The organism is Brevibacillus sp. NRS-1366 (assembly GCF_050467985.1).
The window spans coordinates 1-18,834 of sequence record NZ_JBITPN010000010.1 but is presented as its reverse complement, the minus strand read 5'-3'; the positions used below and the strand labels follow the sequence as shown (position 1 = coordinate 18,834).

Here is an 18,834-nt window from a genome sequence, read left to right as displayed (position 1 = left end):
CGTTTTTCTTTTCGGTATGATAAATACCAACTTGATACGTACATGTTGCTATGAAGGAAAAGAGTAGTCGGCCACTGGCTGTGAAAAGCGAACCAGGGAGAGTGAGAGCCTGGTCACCAAGCTGATGAAGGGCGTTCCGGAGCATTTTTTTATTGAAGGTGGGCGAACATACGATTCGCCAAGTAGGGTGGAACCGCGAGAATCCTCTCGTCCCTACACTGTCGCACCAGACAGTGTAGAGGCGGGAGGTTTTTTATTTGAGGAGGAAAAAGCATGAAAATGACATTTCAAGACATCATTTTGACGCTGCAAAACTTTTGGGCAAAGCAAAATTGCCTGATTGTCCAGCCGTACGACGTAGAAAAGGGTGCAGGAACATTAAACCCGATGACCTTCCTTCGCTCCATTGGTCCTGAGCCATGGAATGTGGCCTATGTAGAACCTTCCCGTCGCCCGGCAGATGGACGCTACGGAGAAAACCCGAACCGTTTGTATCAGCACCACCAGTTCCAAGTCATCATGAAGCCGTCTCCAGACAATATCCAAGAGCTTTATTTGGAGAGCCTGCGTGAACTTGGGATCGAGCCATTGGAGCACGACATCCGCTTCGTAGAAGACAACTGGGAGCATCCAGGACTCGGTGCATGGGGGCTTGGCTGGGAAGTGTGGCTGGACGGAATGGAAATTACCCAGTTCACCTATTTCCAGCAAGTGGGCGGACTGGAGTGCAAACCGGTAGCCGTAGAGCTGACGTATGGTTTGGAGCGTCTGGCTTCCTACATTCAAGAAAAAGAAAATGTGTTTGACCTGGAGTGGGTCAATGGTTTTACGTACGGTGACGTGTTCCTGCAGCCTGAATACGAGCATTCCAAATACACCTTTGAACTGTCTGATGTAGACATGCTGTTTACGCTCTACAATACGTATGAAGCAGAAGCAAAGCGTCTGATGAAAGAGCGCCTTGTTTACCCGGCGTATGATTATGTATTGAAATGCTCTCATACCTTCAACCTTTTGGATGCGCGTGGGGCGATTAGTGTGACGGAGCGTACGGGTTACATCGCTCGTGTTCGCAATCTGTCTCGTGAAGTAGCGCAGACCTACTACGCTGAGCGTGAGCGTCTCGGTTTCCCGCTTCTGCAAAAGGGGAATGCACAAGCGGATGGTCAAGTGGTGAGTGAGAAGGGAGAGGATACGAATGAGTAAGCGCGATTTGCTCGTTGAAGTTGGATTGGAAGAAATGCCTGCGCGTTTTGTTGCGCAAACTGCGGCACAGTTCAAAGAAAAAGTGGAAAAATGGCTGACGGCTGAGCGTGTACCATTTGATCAAATCACTGCACTGGAAACACCTCGTCGCTTTGCTCTATTGATCAACGGCCTCGCGGAAAAGCAGCCTGACCGCAATGAAGAAGCAAAAGGACCGGCTCGCAAAATCGCGCAAGACGAAGCGGGAAACTGGTCCAAGGCGGCACTCGGCTTTGCGCGCAGCAATAACGTCGAGCCAGATCAGTTGTATTTTAAAGAAGTGAACGGGATTGAATATGTTCATGCGCGCAAATCGGAAGTAGGAAAAGCGACAACAGAGTTGCTTCCACAGCTTAGCGACGTGATCACTAGCATGAATTTCCCGAAAAATATGCGTTGGGGCGCAAGAGATTTGAAGTACGTTCGTCCGATTCGCTGGCTCGTAGCTCTGTTCGGTGAAGAGCTCATTCCTCTTGAAATCGCTGGAGTTCAAAGCGGACGCATCTCCCGCGGACACCGTTTCCTGGGTACCGAGGTGGAACTGAACCATCCAGAGGAATACGTAAGCAAGCTGGCAGAACAGCACGTACTCGTCAATCCAGCTGAGCGCCGCGCGATCATCGTGGAGCAAATCAAAGGGATGGAGCAAGAAAAAGGCTGGAAAATTCCAATGGATGAAGGTCTTCTCGATGAAGTCGTCCATCTGGTTGAATATCCGACAGCCCTCTATGGTACATTCGAAGAGGAGTTCCTCACTATTCCTCGCGAGGTACTCGTAACATCCATGCGTGAGCACCAGCGCTACTTCCCAGTAGAAAATGCGCAAGGCCAACTATTGAATCATTTTGTTACCGTACGAAATGGCGACAGCCGCGCTTTGGAGAATGTGGCGAAAGGGAACGAAAAGGTTCTGCGCGCTCGCCTCTCGGATGCTCGCTTCTTCTATGTGGAAGATCAGAAGCTGACGATTGAGAGCTGCCTGAAGCGCTTGGAGACGATTGTTTTCCATGAAGAATTAGGCACTATCGGAGATAAAGTGCGTCGCGTCCGCAAAACGGCTGAACAAATCGGAGCCAAGCTGAGTATTACCCAGGAAGAAGCGAAGCAAGTAGACCGGATTGCCGAAATCTCCAAATTCGATTTGGTCACCAATATGGTTGGCGAATTCCCTGAGCTGCAAGGAATTATGGGCGAGGATTACGCTCGCAAAGCAGGAGAGAGCGAGGTCGTAGCGAGTGGTGTATTCGAACATTACTTGCCGCGCTTTGCTGGAGACCAGATGCCGGTGTCCGCACAAGGTGCAATCGTCAGCATGGCTGACAAACTGGATACCATTGTTGGTTGCTTTTCGATCGGTATCGTGCCGACAGGTTCTCAGGACCCGTATGGATTGCGCCGTATGGCTGCTGGGATTGTCTCCATCCTGGTGGAGCGAAAGTGGCATCTTTCTTTGGAGCAGCTTTGGGATGCAGCTCTGGAAGCATACGCGGTACAAGGGGTCAATAAGCGTTCTGTAGAAGACGTGAAAAAAGATCTGGTTGATTTCTTTGCGCTTCGTTTGAAAAACGTTTTGCAGGAAAACAATGTACGCTATGACGTAGTCGATGCTGTCTTGTCTGCTGATCTGACACTGGTTCCCGATGTTCTGGCAAAAGCGAAAGCACTCATGACTGCCGTTCAAGCTGAGGAATTCAAGCTGATCGTGGAGCAGTTCAATCGTGTGAACAATCTGGCTCAAAAAGCGGAAGCTGACACAGTTGATGAAGCGCTGCTTACCGAAGACGTGGAGCGGGCGCTGTACCAAGCATACTTGTCCGTATCACAAGAAGTGAGCAGCCTGGCTGATCAGGAAAAAGTACTGGCGACACTGGCAACCTTGCGTGAGCCGATCAAAGCGTTTTTTGACCAGGTGATGGTCATGGCAGAAGATCAAGCAGTTCGTGCCAACAGATTAGGACTACTGCTTTGTCTCTCCCGCCTCCTAAATAGATATGCTGATTTTGCGAAGGTAGTATTTGCGTAACCAAACAGGTGGTGCCTCCGTTTCACTAAGGCGGGGGCACCTTTTTTTAACGTGTAAGAAAGTTTAAGTGCTTCACCGTATGAAAGCAATCCTGCTTAAACTTTCTGGAACGCATACAAACCTTCCGCTAAACGCGGTCGCTCATCCTTGATCAGGCCTCGATAGTGGTTTTTTTAACGCGAAAGAAGGAATATCAGGTCGAATAGAGTAATACTAGGAAGAGGTAAAGATAGAACCGGGGTGATTGGTCATCGAGCTTACCAAACGACAAGAGCAGATCTTACAGATAGTGAAGGATGACGGACCGATAACCGGGGAGCATATCGCAGAAAGGCTTCATTTGACACGCGCCACACTGCGCCCCGATCTCTCCATCCTCACGATGTCAGGATATCTAGAAGCCAGACCTCGGGTCGGGTATTTTTATGCGGGCAGACCCGCCAGCTCAGTTATAAGTGAACGGCTTCACAAACTAATCGTCAATGAATACAAAGCGGTACCGATCGTGGTCTCCGAATCCGCCTCTGCCTATGACGCTATCGTTACCCTCTTTTTAGAGGATGTTGGCACATTGTTCGTCGTAAATCAAAAAGGCTACTTGGCTGGCGTTATTTCACGAAAAGACCTTTTGCGTGCTTCGCTTGGCAACAAGACGCTTGAGGACGTGCCGGTCGGTATCATCATGTCCCGGATGCCGAATATCATTACGTGCGCACCTGACGAAACCTTGTATGCTGCGGCCAAAAAGCTGATTGATTTTCAGATTGACTCATTGCCCGTTGTTCGGCCCAGTGAGGAAGATCCCAAGTTTATGGAGCTGACAGGCAGAGTCACGAAGACGACGATAGCCAAAGCGTTTGTAGAATTGGGCAGCGAACCGAAAGTGTAGGAGGAGAAGCGATGCAAGTAAACCAACAAGGACAGCTCATCTACGTAGTCTCAGACTCCATCGGCGAAACGGCCGAGCTTGTCGTTCGCGCAGGGGCTAGTCAGTTTGATCGTTTTATGATTGACGTACAAAAGTATCCCTACATAGAAGACAAGGAATCCATTGACGAAATTATTGCCTCTGCAAAAGAGTCGAAGGCAATGATCGTCTTTACACTGGTGATCCCAGAGCTGAACGCGTACATTACCCAGCAGGCTGCCATCCACAAAATCCCAGCTATTGATGTCATGGGGCCGCTCATGCAAACGCTTCAAAGCATGCTGCAGGAGCCGCCGACTGGAAAGCCCGGGCTGGTTCGACGCCTGGATGAAGAGTACTTCCGCAAAGTGGACGCTATTGAGTTTGCCGTTAAATACGACGATGGACGAGACCCCCGTGGACTTTTGCGGGCGGATGTCGTTTTGATCGGGGTTTCTCGTACCTCCAAGACCCCGCTTTCCATGTATTTGGCAAACAAGCGCTTAAAGGTAGCCAACGTACCGCTCGTACCGGAAGTGGAACCGCCAGAGGAATTGTTTCAACTGCCGGTGGAGCGTTGCATTGGACTGACGATCAATCCGGAGCAGTTAAACGGTATCCGTACCGAGCGGCTCAAAGCACTTGGCTTGACCGCGCAAGCCAACTACGCCAACCTTGACCGTATTGCAGAAGAGCTTGCGTATTCAAAAAAAATTATTGACCGTCTGGGATGTACAGTCATTGATGTTTCCAACAAGGCAGTAGAAGAAACGGCGAATATCATTCTGGAGATGATTCGCAAAAACAACCTTCGCAACGAAAGGAAATAGGTCAAAAGAAGGGATTTGCCGTTTTTTGTAGAAAATGTGTAGCAAGGATCTGGTGTTCTTGAGGGTCCGTCCGCGTTTATTGCTCAAGGAAATGTGGAAAAGTAGAAAAGAAGAAAAGAAGTTCGAGCTAAAGAAGGAAATTGACGAATTTTGACGAACTAAATAATCTCACGTGCGATTCTCCTTTAAAGGTGGATAGACATGACTGGTCCCACTTCAGATGAATTTGTAAATCAAGTGCGTGCCGCTGTCGACATCGTGGACGTTGTAGGAGAGTACGTTCAACTGAGAAAAAGCGGTCGAGCCTTTGTTGGGCTTTGTCCGTTTCACTCTGAAAAGAGCCCTTCCTTCAACGTAAATGCAGAGCGACAGTTTTTTCATTGCTTTGGCTGTGGTGCTGGTGGGGATATCTTTTCCTTTTTAATGAAACTGGAGCAATTGTCTTTTCCCGAAGCACTTCACAAACTGGCGGATCGTGCCGGGATTACTGTGCCCCAGACACAGCAAGAAGCAGATACTCCCGAAAAGCGTGCGAAACAAGCTATGCATGAAGCGCATCAACTTGTTTCAAAGCTATATCACTACGTTTTGACAAAGACCCCCTATGGCGTGGAAGCGATGAAGTATCTCGCCAAGCGCGGGATGTCTGAACAGACGTTGGCTGAGTATCAAATTGGTTTTGCCCCGGATTCATGGGATTTTGTTACGCAGTTTTTGAAAAAGAGGCGGTTTTCTCAGGAATTGATGGTTGAAGCAGGACTGCTTGCGAAAAGCGAGGCGGGTAAAGTATTTGATCGCTTTCGTGGCCGTGTCATGTTTCCTATCCAAGATTCACAAGGGAATGTCATCGGTTTTGGCGGACGATTACTTAGTGGGTCTCAGCCTAAATCACAACCCAAGTATCTGAACAGCCCGGAAAGCCTTCTGTTTAACAAAAGCGCAACCCTGTTCAATCTGCATCGTGCCCGCCCATATATTAGAAAGAGAAAGCAGGCACTGTTGTTTGAGGGGTATGTGGATGTAATCTCGGCATGGCAGGCGGGCTTTACGCAAGGCATTGCTACACTTGGAACAGCCTTGACTGAGCAGCAGGCACGAATCCTTCGGCGGAATGTGGATTCAATCATTCTTTGCTACGACGGAGACGCTGCAGGTCAGGAAGCAACGAGCAAGGCTATTCACATTTTACAGCAGGCGGGTTTAATTGTACGGGTAGCTCCTCTACCACAGGGATCGGACCCAGATGATTACATTCGTCAGCATGGGGCTGAAGCATTTTCCCAGCAGGTATTGTTACAGGCGATGCCAGTTACCGCTTTCCGTTTGAAACAATTGCGGAGCCAGTACGTAATAAAAGATGAGACAGATAAAACACGCTTGATAGCCAAAGCGGTAGAAATCATCAACGAACTGGACAGCCCGGTGGAAAGGGATTTGTATCAAAGGCAATTGGCAGAAGAATATTCCCTGACTCTCGGTGATCTCAAATGGGAGTCAAAGCGCGTCTATAATCAGCAAAAAAGTGAGCGCCAAAGGGATAAAGTGTCGTCAGCATGGAATAATAGTATAAATAATGGCAAAGCTACGCTCGCAAAATCACTGCCACCTGCTTACCATACGGCTGAGCGCATGCTGCTTTACTACATGATGCGAGATGCAGAAATCGCTCTGCGCGTCCAACAAGAATGCAGCGCCCACTTTCAGGTGGATGAACACGATGCGATAGCCGCCTACCTGTACGCTTATTACGCAGATGGAAACCCGGAAGACCCTGGAAAGTTTATACATTTTGTGCAAGACGATTCATTAAAGCAATTAGCCTCGGGATTGGCCATGATGGAGTGCAAAGAAGACGTATCTGAGTTAGAGATCGGTGACTACATCAAACAAGTGAATAACTACCCGAAGCGTGCCGAGTTGGAACGATTGCGCGAAGAGCAGCGGAGCTTACACCTCCAAGCGGCCGCAGCGGACAGCGAGGATGCGCGCAAACAACTGGAAATTCAAGCAGCCGTCACAGGGATGAAGATTCTTGAATTGGAAAATGCTTTAAAAGAAGGGTAGCTTCAGATCATTCCCGGGGAAGGAGGGACAGTAGATGAACAAGCAAAACATCACTTCTGACATGGAAGCAATGTCCATCGAACAAGTGAAGGAACAGTTGGTCGAATTAGGCAAGAAACGCGGAGCATTGTCGTATAAGGAAATCACCGATCGTCTCTCTGGATTCGAGCAGGACTCTGATCAAATGGATGAGTTTTTTGAATACCTCGGTGATCAAGGCATTGAGATCAACAACAATGAGAACGATGACGACGATGAGGTCGATCAAATGATCATCAAGGACGAGGACAACGAGGAATTCGACTTTGACGATCTCTCCGTTCCACCTGGAATTAAGATCAATGACCCTGTACGGATGTATTTAAAGGAAATCGGTCGTGTTCCTCTGCTCTCCGCAGAAGAGGAAATTAAACTGGCCCAACGCATTGAGCAAGGCGACGAAGAAGCAAAAAGACGTCTCGCTGAAGCAAACCTCCGATTGGTGGTTTCGATTGCCAAGCGTTATGTAGGTCGCGGCATGCTATTCCTTGACTTGATCCAGGAAGGAAACATGGGTCTGATCAAAGCGGTAGAAAAGTTTGACTACCGCAAAGGCTATAAGTTCAGTACTTATGCGACTTGGTGGATTCGTCAGGCGATCACACGTGCCATTGCAGACCAAGCACGTACGATCCGGATTCCGGTTCACATGGTTGAAACGATTAATAAACTCATTCGTGTTTCTAGGCAGCTTTTGCAAGAATTAGGACGCGAACCAATGCCAGAAGAGATTGCAGAAAAAATGGATCTCACACCGGAAAAAGTTCGAGAGATCATGAAAATTGCTCAAGAGCCTGTATCGCTGGAGACTCCAATCGGGGAAGAAGATGACTCCCATCTCGGTGATTTTATTGAGGACCAGGATGCACTGGAACCATCTGATGCCGCGGCTTATGAGCTGTTGAAAGAACAATTGGAAGACGTGCTGGATACGTTGACTGATCGGGAAGAGAACGTTCTGCGTTTGAGATTTGGTCTTGATGACGGGCGTACGCGCACGTTGGAAGAAGTGGGGAAAGTATTTGGCGTGACCCGTGAACGGATTCGTCAAATTGAGGCAAAAGCCTTGCGTAAACTTCGTCATCCAAGCAGAAGCAAGCGCTTAAAAGATTTCTTGGAATAACCGATATAAGTAGTATGTGGCCTACGTTTGCCGACGTAGGCTTTTCTTTTTCGATACCCGACATACCTGTCGATAGTTAGGAGGGGCTGCGTTGGACGACCAGCGCAAAAGAACCATTATAGCCGAAATTGAAAACTGGCGACGCAATCACCTGCTGCCTGAGCATTACTGCATATTCCTCTTAAATCTGTATACGGAAGGAGATCGGCCGAAAGCTCCTGCATCCGAAAACCGAAGGGGGGACAGAGGAGCGAAAACAGTCACTGCATCAGGATCAGGTACCGCTATTGCTGGAAAAGGTAGCCCAGCATCTACTGCCTATGCCTATGAACCTAGGACGGTTTCTCCTGTCACTGGGAAAATGGTATTGTCGTGGCTCCTCGGTGCCTTTGTGATTGCAGGATTGATCTTGCTTGCTTTTCATTTTAACCGTTTTCAAATCCCAATGCAAATTACCATCTTTGCCTGTTTCGCACTTGTTTTCTATATTATGGGATTGTCATTTCGTCGAACAACGCCTCCCTTGACGCATTTATTTTTAGGACTTTCGTTCCTGATCCTGATTGCGGGTGGGATTTATTGCATCAAGCAACTAGGCGGGTCTCTTCCTTTCATCTTGTTCTATCTCGGGGTCATTTGTATCCTGCTCAGTGTCAGCGCCTTTCTGTTTGGGTATACCTATCTCCTTTACTGCGGTATGCTTGGGCTTGCTCTTTTGTATGGATTCGCGACCGTTCAGCGTGTAGGAGAAGATTATTCCTGGTGGAAGTCTGAACTGTATTGGGTGCCGCTTGCATGTTTATTGACAGGCATGGGATTTCTAATGAACAATGCGAATCCAAAATGGGCGGGTGTCTTTGCAGTTTGTGGATTGGTCGCGTTTTTTGGGGCGGAGATCCAATCGTTGTACATCCCGGAAGCCAAACGGGACGTGATTCAGCTCTTATTGTTTATCAAAGTGTTTTTAACGTCTGCATTATTTTTCTTTACGAGGGGTTACTGGTATACGTGGCTTCGCCTGTAAGGGGGGCTTTATGTTTGAAAGGTGGGAGGATTGGATGAACAGCAAGTGGAAGGTCTTGATCGGAATTTTGCTGGCTGCCGTTTTTCTCGGTGGAGAAACAGCAGCCCAACTTATAGGAGTAAAAACGTATTATATCGGATACATATTGGGAGCTGTTTCTTTTTTAGGAGCGGTTCTTCTGGGAGCACGCCAACGATAGGCGTGTTTTTTTTCAAGAAAAGATACAAGGGAGCAGAGCCATGGTGTATAATGGTAAGAGAATTCTGAACAAACGCTCAGTCATAATAGTACGAATCTTGATGAATCTATACTAAAGCGTTTTCAAGGGGGCTTTAATTATGAACTATGATTTGACTCAGGAACAGCTCATGCTAAAAAAAATGATGCGGGAATTTGCTGATGAAGTGGTGGCACCAGGAGCAGACGAACGCGACCAAACCAAACAATTTCCTGTCGAAATATTCAAGCAGATGGCAGAGTTAAATCTGATGGGGCTGCCTTTCTCGGAAGAATATGGAGGTGGTGGTGCTGATTCCACCAGCTTTGCGATTGTGGTAGAAGAGCTGAGTCGCGCATGCGGATCGACCGGGATTACGTACTCTGCCCATATTTCACTCGGAGGAGCACCTCTCTCCCTTTTTGGCACGGAAGAACAAAAGCAGAAATATTTGAGCAAAGTCTGTTCAGGCGAGAGTTTTGGTGCGTTCGGTTTAACAGAACCAAATGCTGGCTCTGATGCTGGCGGAACAAGAACGAATGCTGTCCAGGAAGATCGGGAGTGGGTTATCAATGGCTCTAAATGCTTCATTACGAATGCATCCTATGCTTCTTTCCTCGCGCTGACGGCCGTAACAGATAAAGAGAAAGGCTCCCGTGGTATCACTGCCTTTATCGTGCCTACGGATGCTCCTGGCTTTAGCGTGCTGGCGAATTATGAAAAGCTGGGCCTGCACAGCTCCAACACGACCGAGCTCGTACTCGAAAACGTACGCGTTCCAGATGAAAACATGCTTGGCAAACAAGGAGAAGGCTTCAAACAATTCCTCATTACCCTCGACGGAGGACGAATTGGAATTGGTGCCATGGCTGTAGGTATTGCCCAAGCGGCCTACGATAAAGCTCTGCAATATGCCAAGCAACGGACGGCATTCGGTAACTCCTTGAGTCATTTCCAAGCGATACAGCACAAACTGGCAGATATGGCGATGCAGATTGAGCTGGCGCGGAACATGGTTTATAAAGCAGCGTGGTTAAAAGACAAAGGACGCAAGTTTACGAAAGAAGCTGCGATGGCGAAGCTGTACGCCTCCGAAGTCGCCATGTCTGCAACTCATCAGGCGATCCAAATCCATGGCGGCTACGGTTATATGCGTGAATATCAGGTAGAGCGCTTTTTCCGTGATGCAAGGCTCTTGGAAATTGGTGAAGGAACATCCGAAATTTTGCGCAATGTCATTGCCCGTGAGATTGGCTGCTAACTCCGAACGCTAGAAAATCCCCGCTACCGAAAAAAGCGGGGATTTTGTCGTTCTTTGCGGCTGGCATGTCATGTATTTAGCATTTCGCAATTGCTGGGAAATAGGGTAAAATAGAGGCAACGGAAGGTGAAGATACAGATGACATCAGTAACAATATCCAAGCGGCTGCAGACGATTGCCCGCTATTGTCCAGAAGGAGCCCGCGTCGCCGACATCGGGTCGGATCATGCGTTGTTGGCTTCTTATTTGCTTGTAAAGGGGATTGCATCCCAGGTGATTGCCGGGGAGCTGAACGAGGGTCCTTATCAGGCGGCGCTCAAACAAATACATACGCTACAGGAAAGAAATCGTGCTTCTGTCAGAAAAGGAAACGGACTGGCAGTACTAAGTCCCGGTGAAGTCGATGTGATCTGTGTTGCCGGTATGGGTGGGCAACTCATCACCTCTATTTTAGAGGCAGGAGCAAGCAAGCTGCCGGGTGTAACACGCCTCATTTTGCAACCAAACGTAGGCGAGGAGCTGGTTCGCCGTTGGTTCTTGGATCATGGGTGGCAGTTGATTGCCGAGACGATTCTCGAGGAAGACGGAGTCATTTACGAAATTCTGGTAGCAGAACGCGGTGAAGCGGTGCTGCCTTACGAACAGAAAGACCGTACGATAGAAGAGCTTTTACGGATCGGCCCCTTTCTTTGGGAAGAAAAATCTCTCGTGCTGCAAAACAAATGGCGAAGCGAACTGGACAAGTGGCAAAAAGTACTAGCCCAGCTACAGCGTTCGGAAAAGCCGGAAGCCGAAGAACGAATCAAGCAGATTCAAGCGGAAGTAAAATGGATTGATGGGGTGATAGCATGTTTGCGCACGGACAAACAATCATTCAATACGTAGAGCGTCTTGCGCCCAAGTCACTGGCAATGGAAGGGGATAAAATCGGGCTGCATGTTGGCACATTGCAAAAAAAGGTGAAGAAAGTGATGGTCGCTCTCGATGTCCTGGAATCGGTAGTCGATGAAGCTGTTGCAGAAGGCGTAGACCTGATAGTTGCTCACCACGCTGTCATTTATCGTCCACTGAAGCATATCCGTACTGACCTGGCAACAGGACGTGTCTATGAAAAGTTAATTAAGCACGATATAGCCGTATATACCGCCCATACCAATTTGGACGTTGCCGTGGGTGGCATGAACGATTGGCTTGCGGAAGCAATCGGTCTAACGCACGTGGACGTCCTGGATATTCTCCACCGGGATGCTTGGAAAAAGCTAGTTGTCTTCGTTCCAGTGACACATCGGGATGCTGTTTTTGCAGCCATCTCGGAAGCAGGAGCGGGTCATGTAGGCAATTACAGCCATTGCTCCTTTCAGGTGGAGGGCACAGGAACGTTTTTGCCAGGAGAAGCGACCAACCCACACATTGGAATACAGGGTAGGCTTGAAAAAGCAGAAGAAGTTCGCTTGGAAATGGTCGTGCCGGCTTCCCGTCAATCAGCTGTTATCAAAGCATTGCTAGCAGCCCATCCCTATGAAGAAGTAGCTTATGACATCATCCCCCTGGAGCAGTCAGGTGATGCCTTCGGGATTGGACGCATTGGGAATCTGCCCAAACCGATGACGCTACGTGAAATGGCCGAGATGGTCAAGGAACGTTTTTCTCTCAAAGGCCTGCGTGTCGTAGGGGATTTGGATGCAACTGTGAAAAAGGTTGCCGTTGTCGGTGGGGATGGCAGCTCCTTCGTATCTAAAGCCATTTTTAAGGGTGCAGATGTCTTTTTAACAGGAGATATTGGCTACCATACTGCGCATGACGCAGGGGCTGATGGCCTGTCCATTATTGATGCTGGTCACAACATTGAAAAGATCATGAAGGAAAAACTGGCGTCCTATTTACAGCAGCAATGTAGAGATAACGGCTATCAAACTGAAGTCGTCGCATCGAAAGTGCACACAGATCCGTTCCAGTTTGTGTAGGAGACCAGGTGTAGGCCAAGTGGTCTTTTGCCTGCCAGTTGAAGTGTAGGAGGATTTCTTGTGCAAAAACTCATTCGAACGCTTTCCTGTGGCTTACTTGTTGCCACGTTGATCACCCCCGGCTTTGCATCTGCTGCTGGGGGCTTTATACCCTACGGTGATATCAGCAAACACTGGGCAAAAAATTCGATTATTCGCGGGGTTCAAGCGGGTTTGTTTGCAGCCGGACCAAAAGCCCCTCTGTTTTACCCCAGTCGCGATATGACCCGGGCTGAATTTTTGGCATTAATAGATCGACTGTATAACGGGGGACAATATCAGCTCTACCCGCTCACGTTTTTATCCGAGCATGCTGAATGGACAAAAGGAGAAGGCTTTGATCAGCCGTATCTTCCCTATAAAGATGTAGATCGTTTGACGTGGATGTACAATCCTACTTTGCGCGTGTCTTACGTCATGGACAGACTGTACGGACCAAGTGCGATCCAACAGGTGTTTCCAGGGGAAGAGATGCGCCCGAACCAGCCGATCACGCATGAAGAAGCTGCGAAGATATTGCAGATATTTTCGATGTCGACAGATAGCCAAAATGCCTGGGAAGAAGCGCGTGCCTGGGGATGGCTGGAGGGTGAAAAAGCTGATCGTCTAAAGCGCGGGGAAGCCGCAGTAGCCGCTGACCGTTTGATGACATACTTGATTCAAGATACGATTTTGCCTCTATTGGATTACGACGGTCAAAAATTTCCGATGGTTCCTGAGATTCAGGAAGTGTTTCCGCTTTTTTCAACCTATACGGATCTGAAGACAGCTGATGAGGAGAAATATGTTAACGCGGTAGAAGCTATTCGCAGCCATGAAGATACGGACGATACCTTTGCTGATTTACGTCACTTGGCAGCGACTTCCTTTTCGAATCAAGTTGGGACTCATTTTTATTTGAGCTGGGACCCGAGTACAACGCTATCCGACAACCTGGAGGAAGCATTCAAAGCGATCGATGCTTATTTCGAGGACAAGATCATTTTGCCAGACACACTAGGTCTTTTAAGTGCCAATGTCTATGATATAGCCTTGCAGTTAGGGGCAGCTGATCAGCGTCAATATAACAAAGTGCTGGAGCGCATGAGCGCTTACGAAAAGAAGCTGAAGCAAGATTCGAAAGAGTGGGAATCCCTCTCGATCTATGTAGGTGCTTTGGAAGTGAAAAATGGTCAAATGGATAAAGCGCTTGAGCGGTATGGCTTGTTTAACCCATTACATGCAGAAGCATTGCTTAATTCTACTTATTATTTGATCCAAGAAGGGCGGATTCAAGACGCAGAAGCGTTGGTAGGCAAGCAAAAGCCAAAAGCGTCCGACAGCAGAATGACTCAACTGACTCGCCTTCTGAGCCAAGACATTGCCTCGCTGAAGCAGCAATCGTCCATTGCTACTGACCTGGCGTATAGCTTGCGTCGAATGGACAATACAGACTCTTATCAACTGCAAGGAGAGTCCGTGCTGAGTGGTTTTACGTTCAAATATACGCAAGATATTGATCAACGCAATCAAATCAGCAGAACCTCTGGCTTTTTCCAATCTCCACAAAGACTTGTGTCTGACAAGTTGGCGACTTATACGGATGGCAAATCCAAGGTTCAATATTCCTATGATTCTGCCCGAGATGCGTGGGACCAACACCAGATTGATTCTCTCGATTTCTTGCATGAGTGGATTGCGGCACAAAGTGTAAATGATCGTATGAAGAATTTGCATGCTCGGTACTACAAACAAACGTTTGGCAACTATGACATCATTACAGAGTGGATTCCAGGCGGTGTGTTAGAGGAGAAGGGGAAACAAGTATCATTGGGGCGCGGAAAGATCAAGAGTGTTCCGTTGTACATGAACAAATATTATATTGATCGTGATACTGATCTGGTGGTTCAACATACGTGGCGCTACGAGGAAATTTACGATAGTGACGAATACGTAGCCTATTCGGGCACGGATCATTTTGACTTTAGAGCTGATGTGAAATTCTCGATTCCTGAGGAAGTTCGGAAAGGTGTGACTCCATGAAACGCTTAACCCAATGGTTACTCGCCGCTTTTCTATTGACGTCTGCGATTCCTGCACAGGCTGCCAGCAGTCCATATGCGGAGACGGAGGAAGTATTCTGGCACGTCATGGAGAGTCATTTAAGCAAACCACAGGCCAATCAGTTGGTAAAAGGCGCACTTGAAGCGGTAAGCAAGCAGGCTGAACAGCAGAAACATTTGAAACTGACCGTTTTGCCTGAGGATGATACTTGGCCGGAAATGGAACAGCGTCTCGTTGAATGGCAGCGAAAAGGTGGATGGGATACAACGACTGTAAGTAACTGGGCGATTGAAGGAATGCTCTCTACTTTGGATGACCCGCACAGTATTTTTTTTACCGCGGATGAATTGCGTCTCTTCCAATCAGATGTCGAGAATCAATTTGTCGGTTTTGGCTTTCGTCTTCGCATCCAAAACGATGCCTTGATTATTAGAGAAATTGTTCCGAATTCACCGGCAGCAGCATCTGTTTTGAAACGGGGCGATCAGATCCTCAAGATAAATCAGCAATCACTTGTAGGTAAAAGCTTCGAGGAAGCATACGCTTATTTAAAAGGTGATGAAGGAAGCGAGGCTGCGATTTCCGTATACCGGCCTGCGGAAAAACGGGAATTTGTAGTAAAGCTCAAGCGGGCGATGATGTCACTTCCAGAAGCAGAAGGCCATTTGTTTACAAAAGGGTCAGTGGGGTACATCAGCCTGGAGACGTTTGGATCGGATGGGGCAATACAGTTTCGTGACAAGCTGGAAGAGTTCAAACGGTCAACTGCGCCACTCAATGGTTTGTTAGTGGATTTACGTGATAATGGTGGCGGCTACTTGTCCACTGCCCGCGACATTGCCAGTCTGTTTATGGAGGATGGACTGCTGATGTACACCACCAATCGGAATGGTGTTGAAGTGGAAACGTGGGTACGGAATGGACGCGATATTGGAATTCCAGTCCGCATTTTAGTGAATGGTGGAACGGCTTCAGCTTCGGAGCTGTTATCGGGTGCCTTGCGTGATCATGATATCGCAAAGCTGATCGGGACCAAGACATATGGAAAAGGGAGCGCTCAGCAAGTGATCCCGCTGTCTGAAGGGGATGCTCTCAAGATCACTTTAAATGAGTACTTTACACCCAAGCACACTGTAGTCAATCATATTGGCCTTACGCCAGACATCTTGGTAGAGGATTATGCCGCACAGGTTGTTGAGGCTCTTTATTCGCTCAATGTCCGTTCGTGGGAGCTAAGTGATGAGGATGGGGATACGGTGATCAATGGCATTCCTTTCCCTACCGTGGACCCATTGTTTAAACAGGGAGAGAGCGGCCTATTGGTACGAGCGGAAGTGTTAGCTCACCTTCTAGGAGACAAGACGATCAGTGAAAAGGATTATATTGCGCTGGCACCCTATTTGGAAAAATACAAGACTTTAAAGCTTACTAGCTCAAACACTGTTCACACGCTAACCTATAACATTCCGTAATTTTTTATAGTTGCAGCCCCTTTTGCATGCTATGCAAAGAGGGGCTTTTTCTTTTGGGTGTATAGCTGTCCTCTAACAATCGAACACTATCAGGTGCGACAACAATCACGGATGAAGGATGGCGGACGGATGAAAAAGGTAATTCTATTCCTAATCGACTCCATGATGCCAGACGTACTGGAGCGATGTATCACCGCAAAGAAAGCCCCAGGATTGCAATTTTTAATGGAGCGTAGTCAATACATCCCGGACTGTGTGACTGTATTTCCGACTATGACTGCTTCGATAGACTGCTCTTTGATCACGGGTGTTTATCCCGATAAGCACAAGGTTCCTGGTCTTGTATGGTATGACACGGAAGTGAAGCAAATGTTCAATTATATTAATGGCACCTTCCCCGTACAAAAAATGGGGATTGCGCATTGTGCAAGCAATGTGCTCTTTGACTTGAATGAGCGTCATTTGAGCAAAGACGTAAAGACGATTCATGAGGTGCTGGAAGAAAACAAGCTGGTGTCTGGTTCGATCAATGTAATTGCACACCGGGGGCATAAACAACATAAGGTCCACATGCCACCTCTGCTCGATGCACTAACGACTTTTCAATTGAAGGAGAAGGTTAGCGGCCCCACGATTATGAGCCTGGGGACTTTGGTTCGGCCGGATATATTCCGCCCGGTTATGTGGAGTATAGATCAAACAGCAATGAGAGGGTACGGAATCAATGATACCTACGCGATTGATGTATTGATCGAGGTCATACGCAGCGGGAAGCAACCTCATTTTACGTTGGTGTATTTGCCTGAAAATGACCATAAACTGCATAAATCTCCACAGAACGCTGTGCAGCACTTAGCAAATGTAGACAAAGAACTGGTTCGTTTTTTAGACAGCTTTTCATCTTGGGAACAGATGCTGGAGAGGAATGTATGTATCCTGATCAGTGATCACGGCCAAACCCTCATCGGGGAGGGGGAGGATCATAATATTTCCCTCAATCACTTGCTATCCCGCTTTACCATCCACTCATTAGGTACAGAAGTTACGCCAGACATTGATGTGGTGATTTGCAATAACGAAAGAATGACTTATTTATACGCTAAAGATGTAGGAACACGTAAAGAGATTGTGGATGCAGTAGTAGTGGATGAGCGAATTGATATAGTTGCTTGGAGAGAAGAAGATACGGTCATCGTGCGGTGCGGGGGATCTGATCAGACACTGCGTTTTTGGCGAAATGGTGCGTATCCAGATGCGTACGGAAATTCATGGGGAATAGAGGGGGATGTATCGGTTTTAGATGTCCAGTTCGATGGGGAGCTGCTGATGTTTGACACGTATCCGGATGCTTTTTCACGATTGTACGGAGCTTTGTTTTCACAACAAGGCTATGTGGTTGCATTAACAGCAGCAAAGGGATACGAATTTTTGTCGGAAAGCGCCCCTACCCACTTGGGAGGAGGAAGCCATGGGTCCTTACACAAGCAAGATTCGTTAATCCCTCTGCTGATTGCGGGAGCATCTCAGAAATTTGGTCTTCCGGCTAGACTGGTTGATGTAAAAGACTTCGTACTCCGTGAACTGGGAATTACAACAGCTCCAGGTCAGCGATGACGGGTACGTGATCAGACCAAGGGGCGGATGAAAGTGAATAGTGACAAACCTGCCAATGAGGAGAAGCAAAAACATAATCAAGCCGACGGCGAAAAGCGGGCAGAGTGGCCATGTTTTGCTTGTGATGTACAGTGGCACAATCCGCTAATATTGGCGAAAAGGACACATTGGACAAATTGAAGTCTCCGAGTAACAGGAGCGGGCTATTTCGCTGCTGATTTGCCAGGGTAGTCAGGAGCTCAAGCTGTGAGGTACGACTTGCCTGGTTTAGGCTGCAATGAGTGACCCAGATATTGATCCACCTATCCTTCCATACGAGGGATGCCTGGAGCAATGCTCGTTTTTCTTTTTTGGCGGGCAAGCTTATTGTTTTACTATCGCGTAAGGGGACTTTGGTCAATAATGCATTTCCATATTGTCCGTCGCTTATTGGAATAGAGGGTGCAAAGGCAAGATGGTAGCCCAGATGCTCTGCTAAATAGTTCGCCTGGTATCCGTACTTGCTGTTTTGATGTACCTCTTGCAGACCTATTACGTCAGGCTCCAGTCCTTTTAATGTGTCTGCCATTTGCTTCAATCGCTTTCGCCATAGTAGATCTCGGCCACTGTGGATGTTATAGCTTACTACACGTAACATGGCTGCTTTCCTTTATGATTTGACATCGTTTCTTCAATAACTATTATGGGCGTTATTTCCAGTTGCCTAATCAGTTTCACATGTGGTATATTTTTAAATCCCGGCGCTTACACCGGGGAGGTAAACGTAATTTGCTTCTAACTTATTTATAATTTCCTGTTGCAATTAATTTTAGCCTATGCTATATTAAAAAACGTCGCCTCTACTTGGAGCGACTGTGAAATAAATCATGTTCCTTGAAAACCGGATAGAAACAATCTGTGAAAAAAAGCTTGTGTTTACTTGAAGTCAGATTCATTTTCTACTTTATTGGAGAGTTTGATCCTGGCTCA

At 47.7% G+C, this 18,834-nt stretch carries 15 protein-coding genes; 14 read left to right on the top strand and 1 reads right to left on the bottom strand.

All coding sequences use genetic code 11. The features are described 5' to 3' along the window. Positions 1-279 precede the first annotated feature (279 nt). The 14 genes from glyQ (at position 280) to ACIFQN_RS04770 (ending at position 17,865) form a co-directional block, all read left to right on the top strand. A complete protein-coding gene (glyQ, locus tag ACIFQN_RS04835) occupies positions 280-1,206 on the top strand; it encodes a glycine--tRNA ligase subunit alpha (protein WP_429832054.1) in 927 nt (308 codons plus the stop codon). Beyond that, positions 1,199-3,268, top strand: coding sequence for a glycine--tRNA ligase subunit beta (gene glyS, locus ACIFQN_RS04830; RefSeq protein WP_429831909.1), 2,070 nt, complete (start codon positions 1,199-1,201; stop codon positions 3,266-3,268). The genes glyQ and glyS overlap by 8 nt, the downstream gene beginning before the upstream one ends. A 244-nt stretch (positions 3,269-3,512) precedes the next feature. Next, the gene (locus tag ACIFQN_RS04825; protein WP_429831908.1) at positions 3,513-4,157 is read left to right on the top strand and encodes a helix-turn-helix transcriptional regulator; all 645 of its coding nucleotides are present in this window, start codon (positions 3,513-3,515) and stop codon (positions 4,155-4,157) included. Between the two features lie 11 nt (positions 4,158-4,168). After that, positions 4,169-5,005 carry a pyruvate, water dikinase regulatory protein gene (locus tag ACIFQN_RS04820; protein WP_429831907.1) on the top strand — a complete coding sequence of 279 codons (837 nt, stop codon included), beginning with the start codon at positions 4,169-4,171 and terminating at the stop codon, positions 5,003-5,005. A 201-nt stretch (positions 5,006-5,206) separates the two neighbouring features. Beyond that, positions 5,207-7,069: a DNA primase gene (dnaG, locus tag ACIFQN_RS04815; RefSeq protein WP_429831906.1), complete on the top strand. Its 1,863-nt coding sequence runs from the start codon at positions 5,207-5,209 to the stop codon at positions 7,067-7,069. A 34-nt stretch (positions 7,070-7,103) separates the two neighbouring features. Then, positions 7,104-8,231, top strand: a complete 1,128-nt coding sequence (gene rpoD / locus ACIFQN_RS04810) for an RNA polymerase sigma factor RpoD (RefSeq protein WP_429831905.1) — start codon at positions 7,104-7,106, stop codon at positions 8,229-8,231. Positions 8,232-8,322: 91 nt separating this feature from the next. Further along, positions 8,323-9,255, top strand: coding sequence for a hypothetical protein (locus ACIFQN_RS04805; protein WP_429831904.1), 933 nt, complete (start codon positions 8,323-8,325; stop codon positions 9,253-9,255). 10 nt (positions 9,256-9,265) lie between these two features. Next, complete coding sequence (locus ACIFQN_RS04800) at positions 9,266-9,454, top strand: hypothetical protein (protein WP_429831903.1); 189 nt, start codon at positions 9,266-9,268, stop codon at positions 9,452-9,454. Between the two features lie 139 nt (positions 9,455-9,593). Further along, complete coding sequence (locus ACIFQN_RS04795; protein ID WP_429831902.1) at positions 9,594-10,733, top strand: acyl-CoA dehydrogenase; 1,140 nt, start codon at positions 9,594-9,596, stop codon at positions 10,731-10,733. Positions 10,734-10,871: 138 nt separating this feature from the next. After that, on the top strand, positions 10,872-11,618 hold the full coding sequence (locus ACIFQN_RS04790; RefSeq protein ID WP_429831901.1) for a tRNA (adenine(22)-N(1))-methyltransferase: 747 nt from the start codon (positions 10,872-10,874) through the stop codon (positions 11,616-11,618). Continuing rightward, entirely contained in the window at positions 11,582-12,697 is a 1,116-nt protein-coding gene (locus tag ACIFQN_RS04785; RefSeq protein WP_429831900.1) for a Nif3-like dinuclear metal center hexameric protein, read from the top strand. Before ACIFQN_RS04790 ends, ACIFQN_RS04785 begins: the two co-directional genes overlap by 37 nt. 60 nt (positions 12,698-12,757) lie before the next feature. Next, positions 12,758-14,758, top strand: a complete 2,001-nt coding sequence (locus ACIFQN_RS04780; RefSeq protein WP_429831899.1) for an S-layer homology domain-containing protein — start codon at positions 12,758-12,760, stop codon at positions 14,756-14,758. Then, on the top strand, positions 14,755-16,251 hold the full coding sequence (locus ACIFQN_RS04775; protein WP_429831898.1) for a S41 family peptidase: 1,497 nt from the start codon (positions 14,755-14,757) through the stop codon (positions 16,249-16,251). The genes ACIFQN_RS04780 and ACIFQN_RS04775 overlap by 4 nt, the downstream gene beginning before the upstream one ends. A gap of 129 nt (positions 16,252-16,380) precedes the next feature. Continuing rightward, positions 16,381-17,865, top strand: a complete 1,485-nt coding sequence (locus ACIFQN_RS04770) for an alkaline phosphatase family protein (RefSeq protein WP_429831897.1) — start codon at positions 16,381-16,383, stop codon at positions 17,863-17,865. Here ACIFQN_RS04770 and ACIFQN_RS04765 read toward each other — a convergent pair. After that, positions 17,840-18,502 carry an endonuclease/exonuclease/phosphatase family protein gene (locus ACIFQN_RS04765; RefSeq protein ID WP_429831896.1) on the bottom strand — a complete coding sequence of 221 codons (663 nt, stop codon included), beginning with the start codon at positions 18,500-18,502 and terminating at the stop codon, positions 17,840-17,842. The genes ACIFQN_RS04770 and ACIFQN_RS04765 overlap by 26 nt on opposite strands. Positions 18,503-18,834 lie beyond the last annotated feature (332 nt).

Bases quoted from the DNA above. Each gene is read 5' to 3' on its own strand.
- ACIFQN_RS04795 (WP_429831902.1), top strand. From the start codon at position 9,594: ATGAACTATGATTTGACTCAGGAACAGCTCATGCTAAAAAAAATGATG.
- rpoD (WP_429831905.1), top strand. From the start codon at position 7,104: ATGAACAAGCAAAACATCACTTCTGACATGGAAGCAATGTCCATCGAA.
- glyS (WP_429831909.1), top strand. From the start codon at position 1,199: ATGAGTAAGCGCGATTTGCTCGTTGAAGTTGGATTGGAAGAAATGCCT.
- ACIFQN_RS04775 (WP_429831898.1), top strand. From the start codon at position 14,755: ATGAAACGCTTAACCCAATGGTTACTCGCCGCTTTTCTATTGACGTCT.
- ACIFQN_RS04765 (WP_429831896.1), bottom strand. From the start codon at position 18,502: ATGTTACGTGTAGTAAGCTATAACATCCACAGTGGCCGAGATCTACTA.
- dnaG (WP_429831906.1), top strand. From the start codon at position 5,207: ATGACTGGTCCCACTTCAGATGAATTTGTAAATCAAGTGCGTGCCGCT.
- glyQ (WP_429832054.1), top strand. From the start codon at position 280: ATGACATTTCAAGACATCATTTTGACGCTGCAAAACTTTTGGGCAAAG.
- ACIFQN_RS04790 (WP_429831901.1), top strand. From the start codon at position 10,872: ATGACATCAGTAACAATATCCAAGCGGCTGCAGACGATTGCCCGCTAT.
- ACIFQN_RS04785 (WP_429831900.1), top strand. From the start codon at position 11,582: ATGTTTGCGCACGGACAAACAATCATTCAATACGTAGAGCGTCTTGCG.
- ACIFQN_RS04800 (WP_429831903.1), top strand. From the start codon at position 9,266: ATGTTTGAAAGGTGGGAGGATTGGATGAACAGCAAGTGGAAGGTCTTG.
- ACIFQN_RS04770 (WP_429831897.1), top strand. From the start codon at position 16,381: ATGAAAAAGGTAATTCTATTCCTAATCGACTCCATGATGCCAGACGTA.
- ACIFQN_RS04820 (WP_429831907.1), top strand. From the start codon at position 4,169: ATGCAAGTAAACCAACAAGGACAGCTCATCTACGTAGTCTCAGACTCC.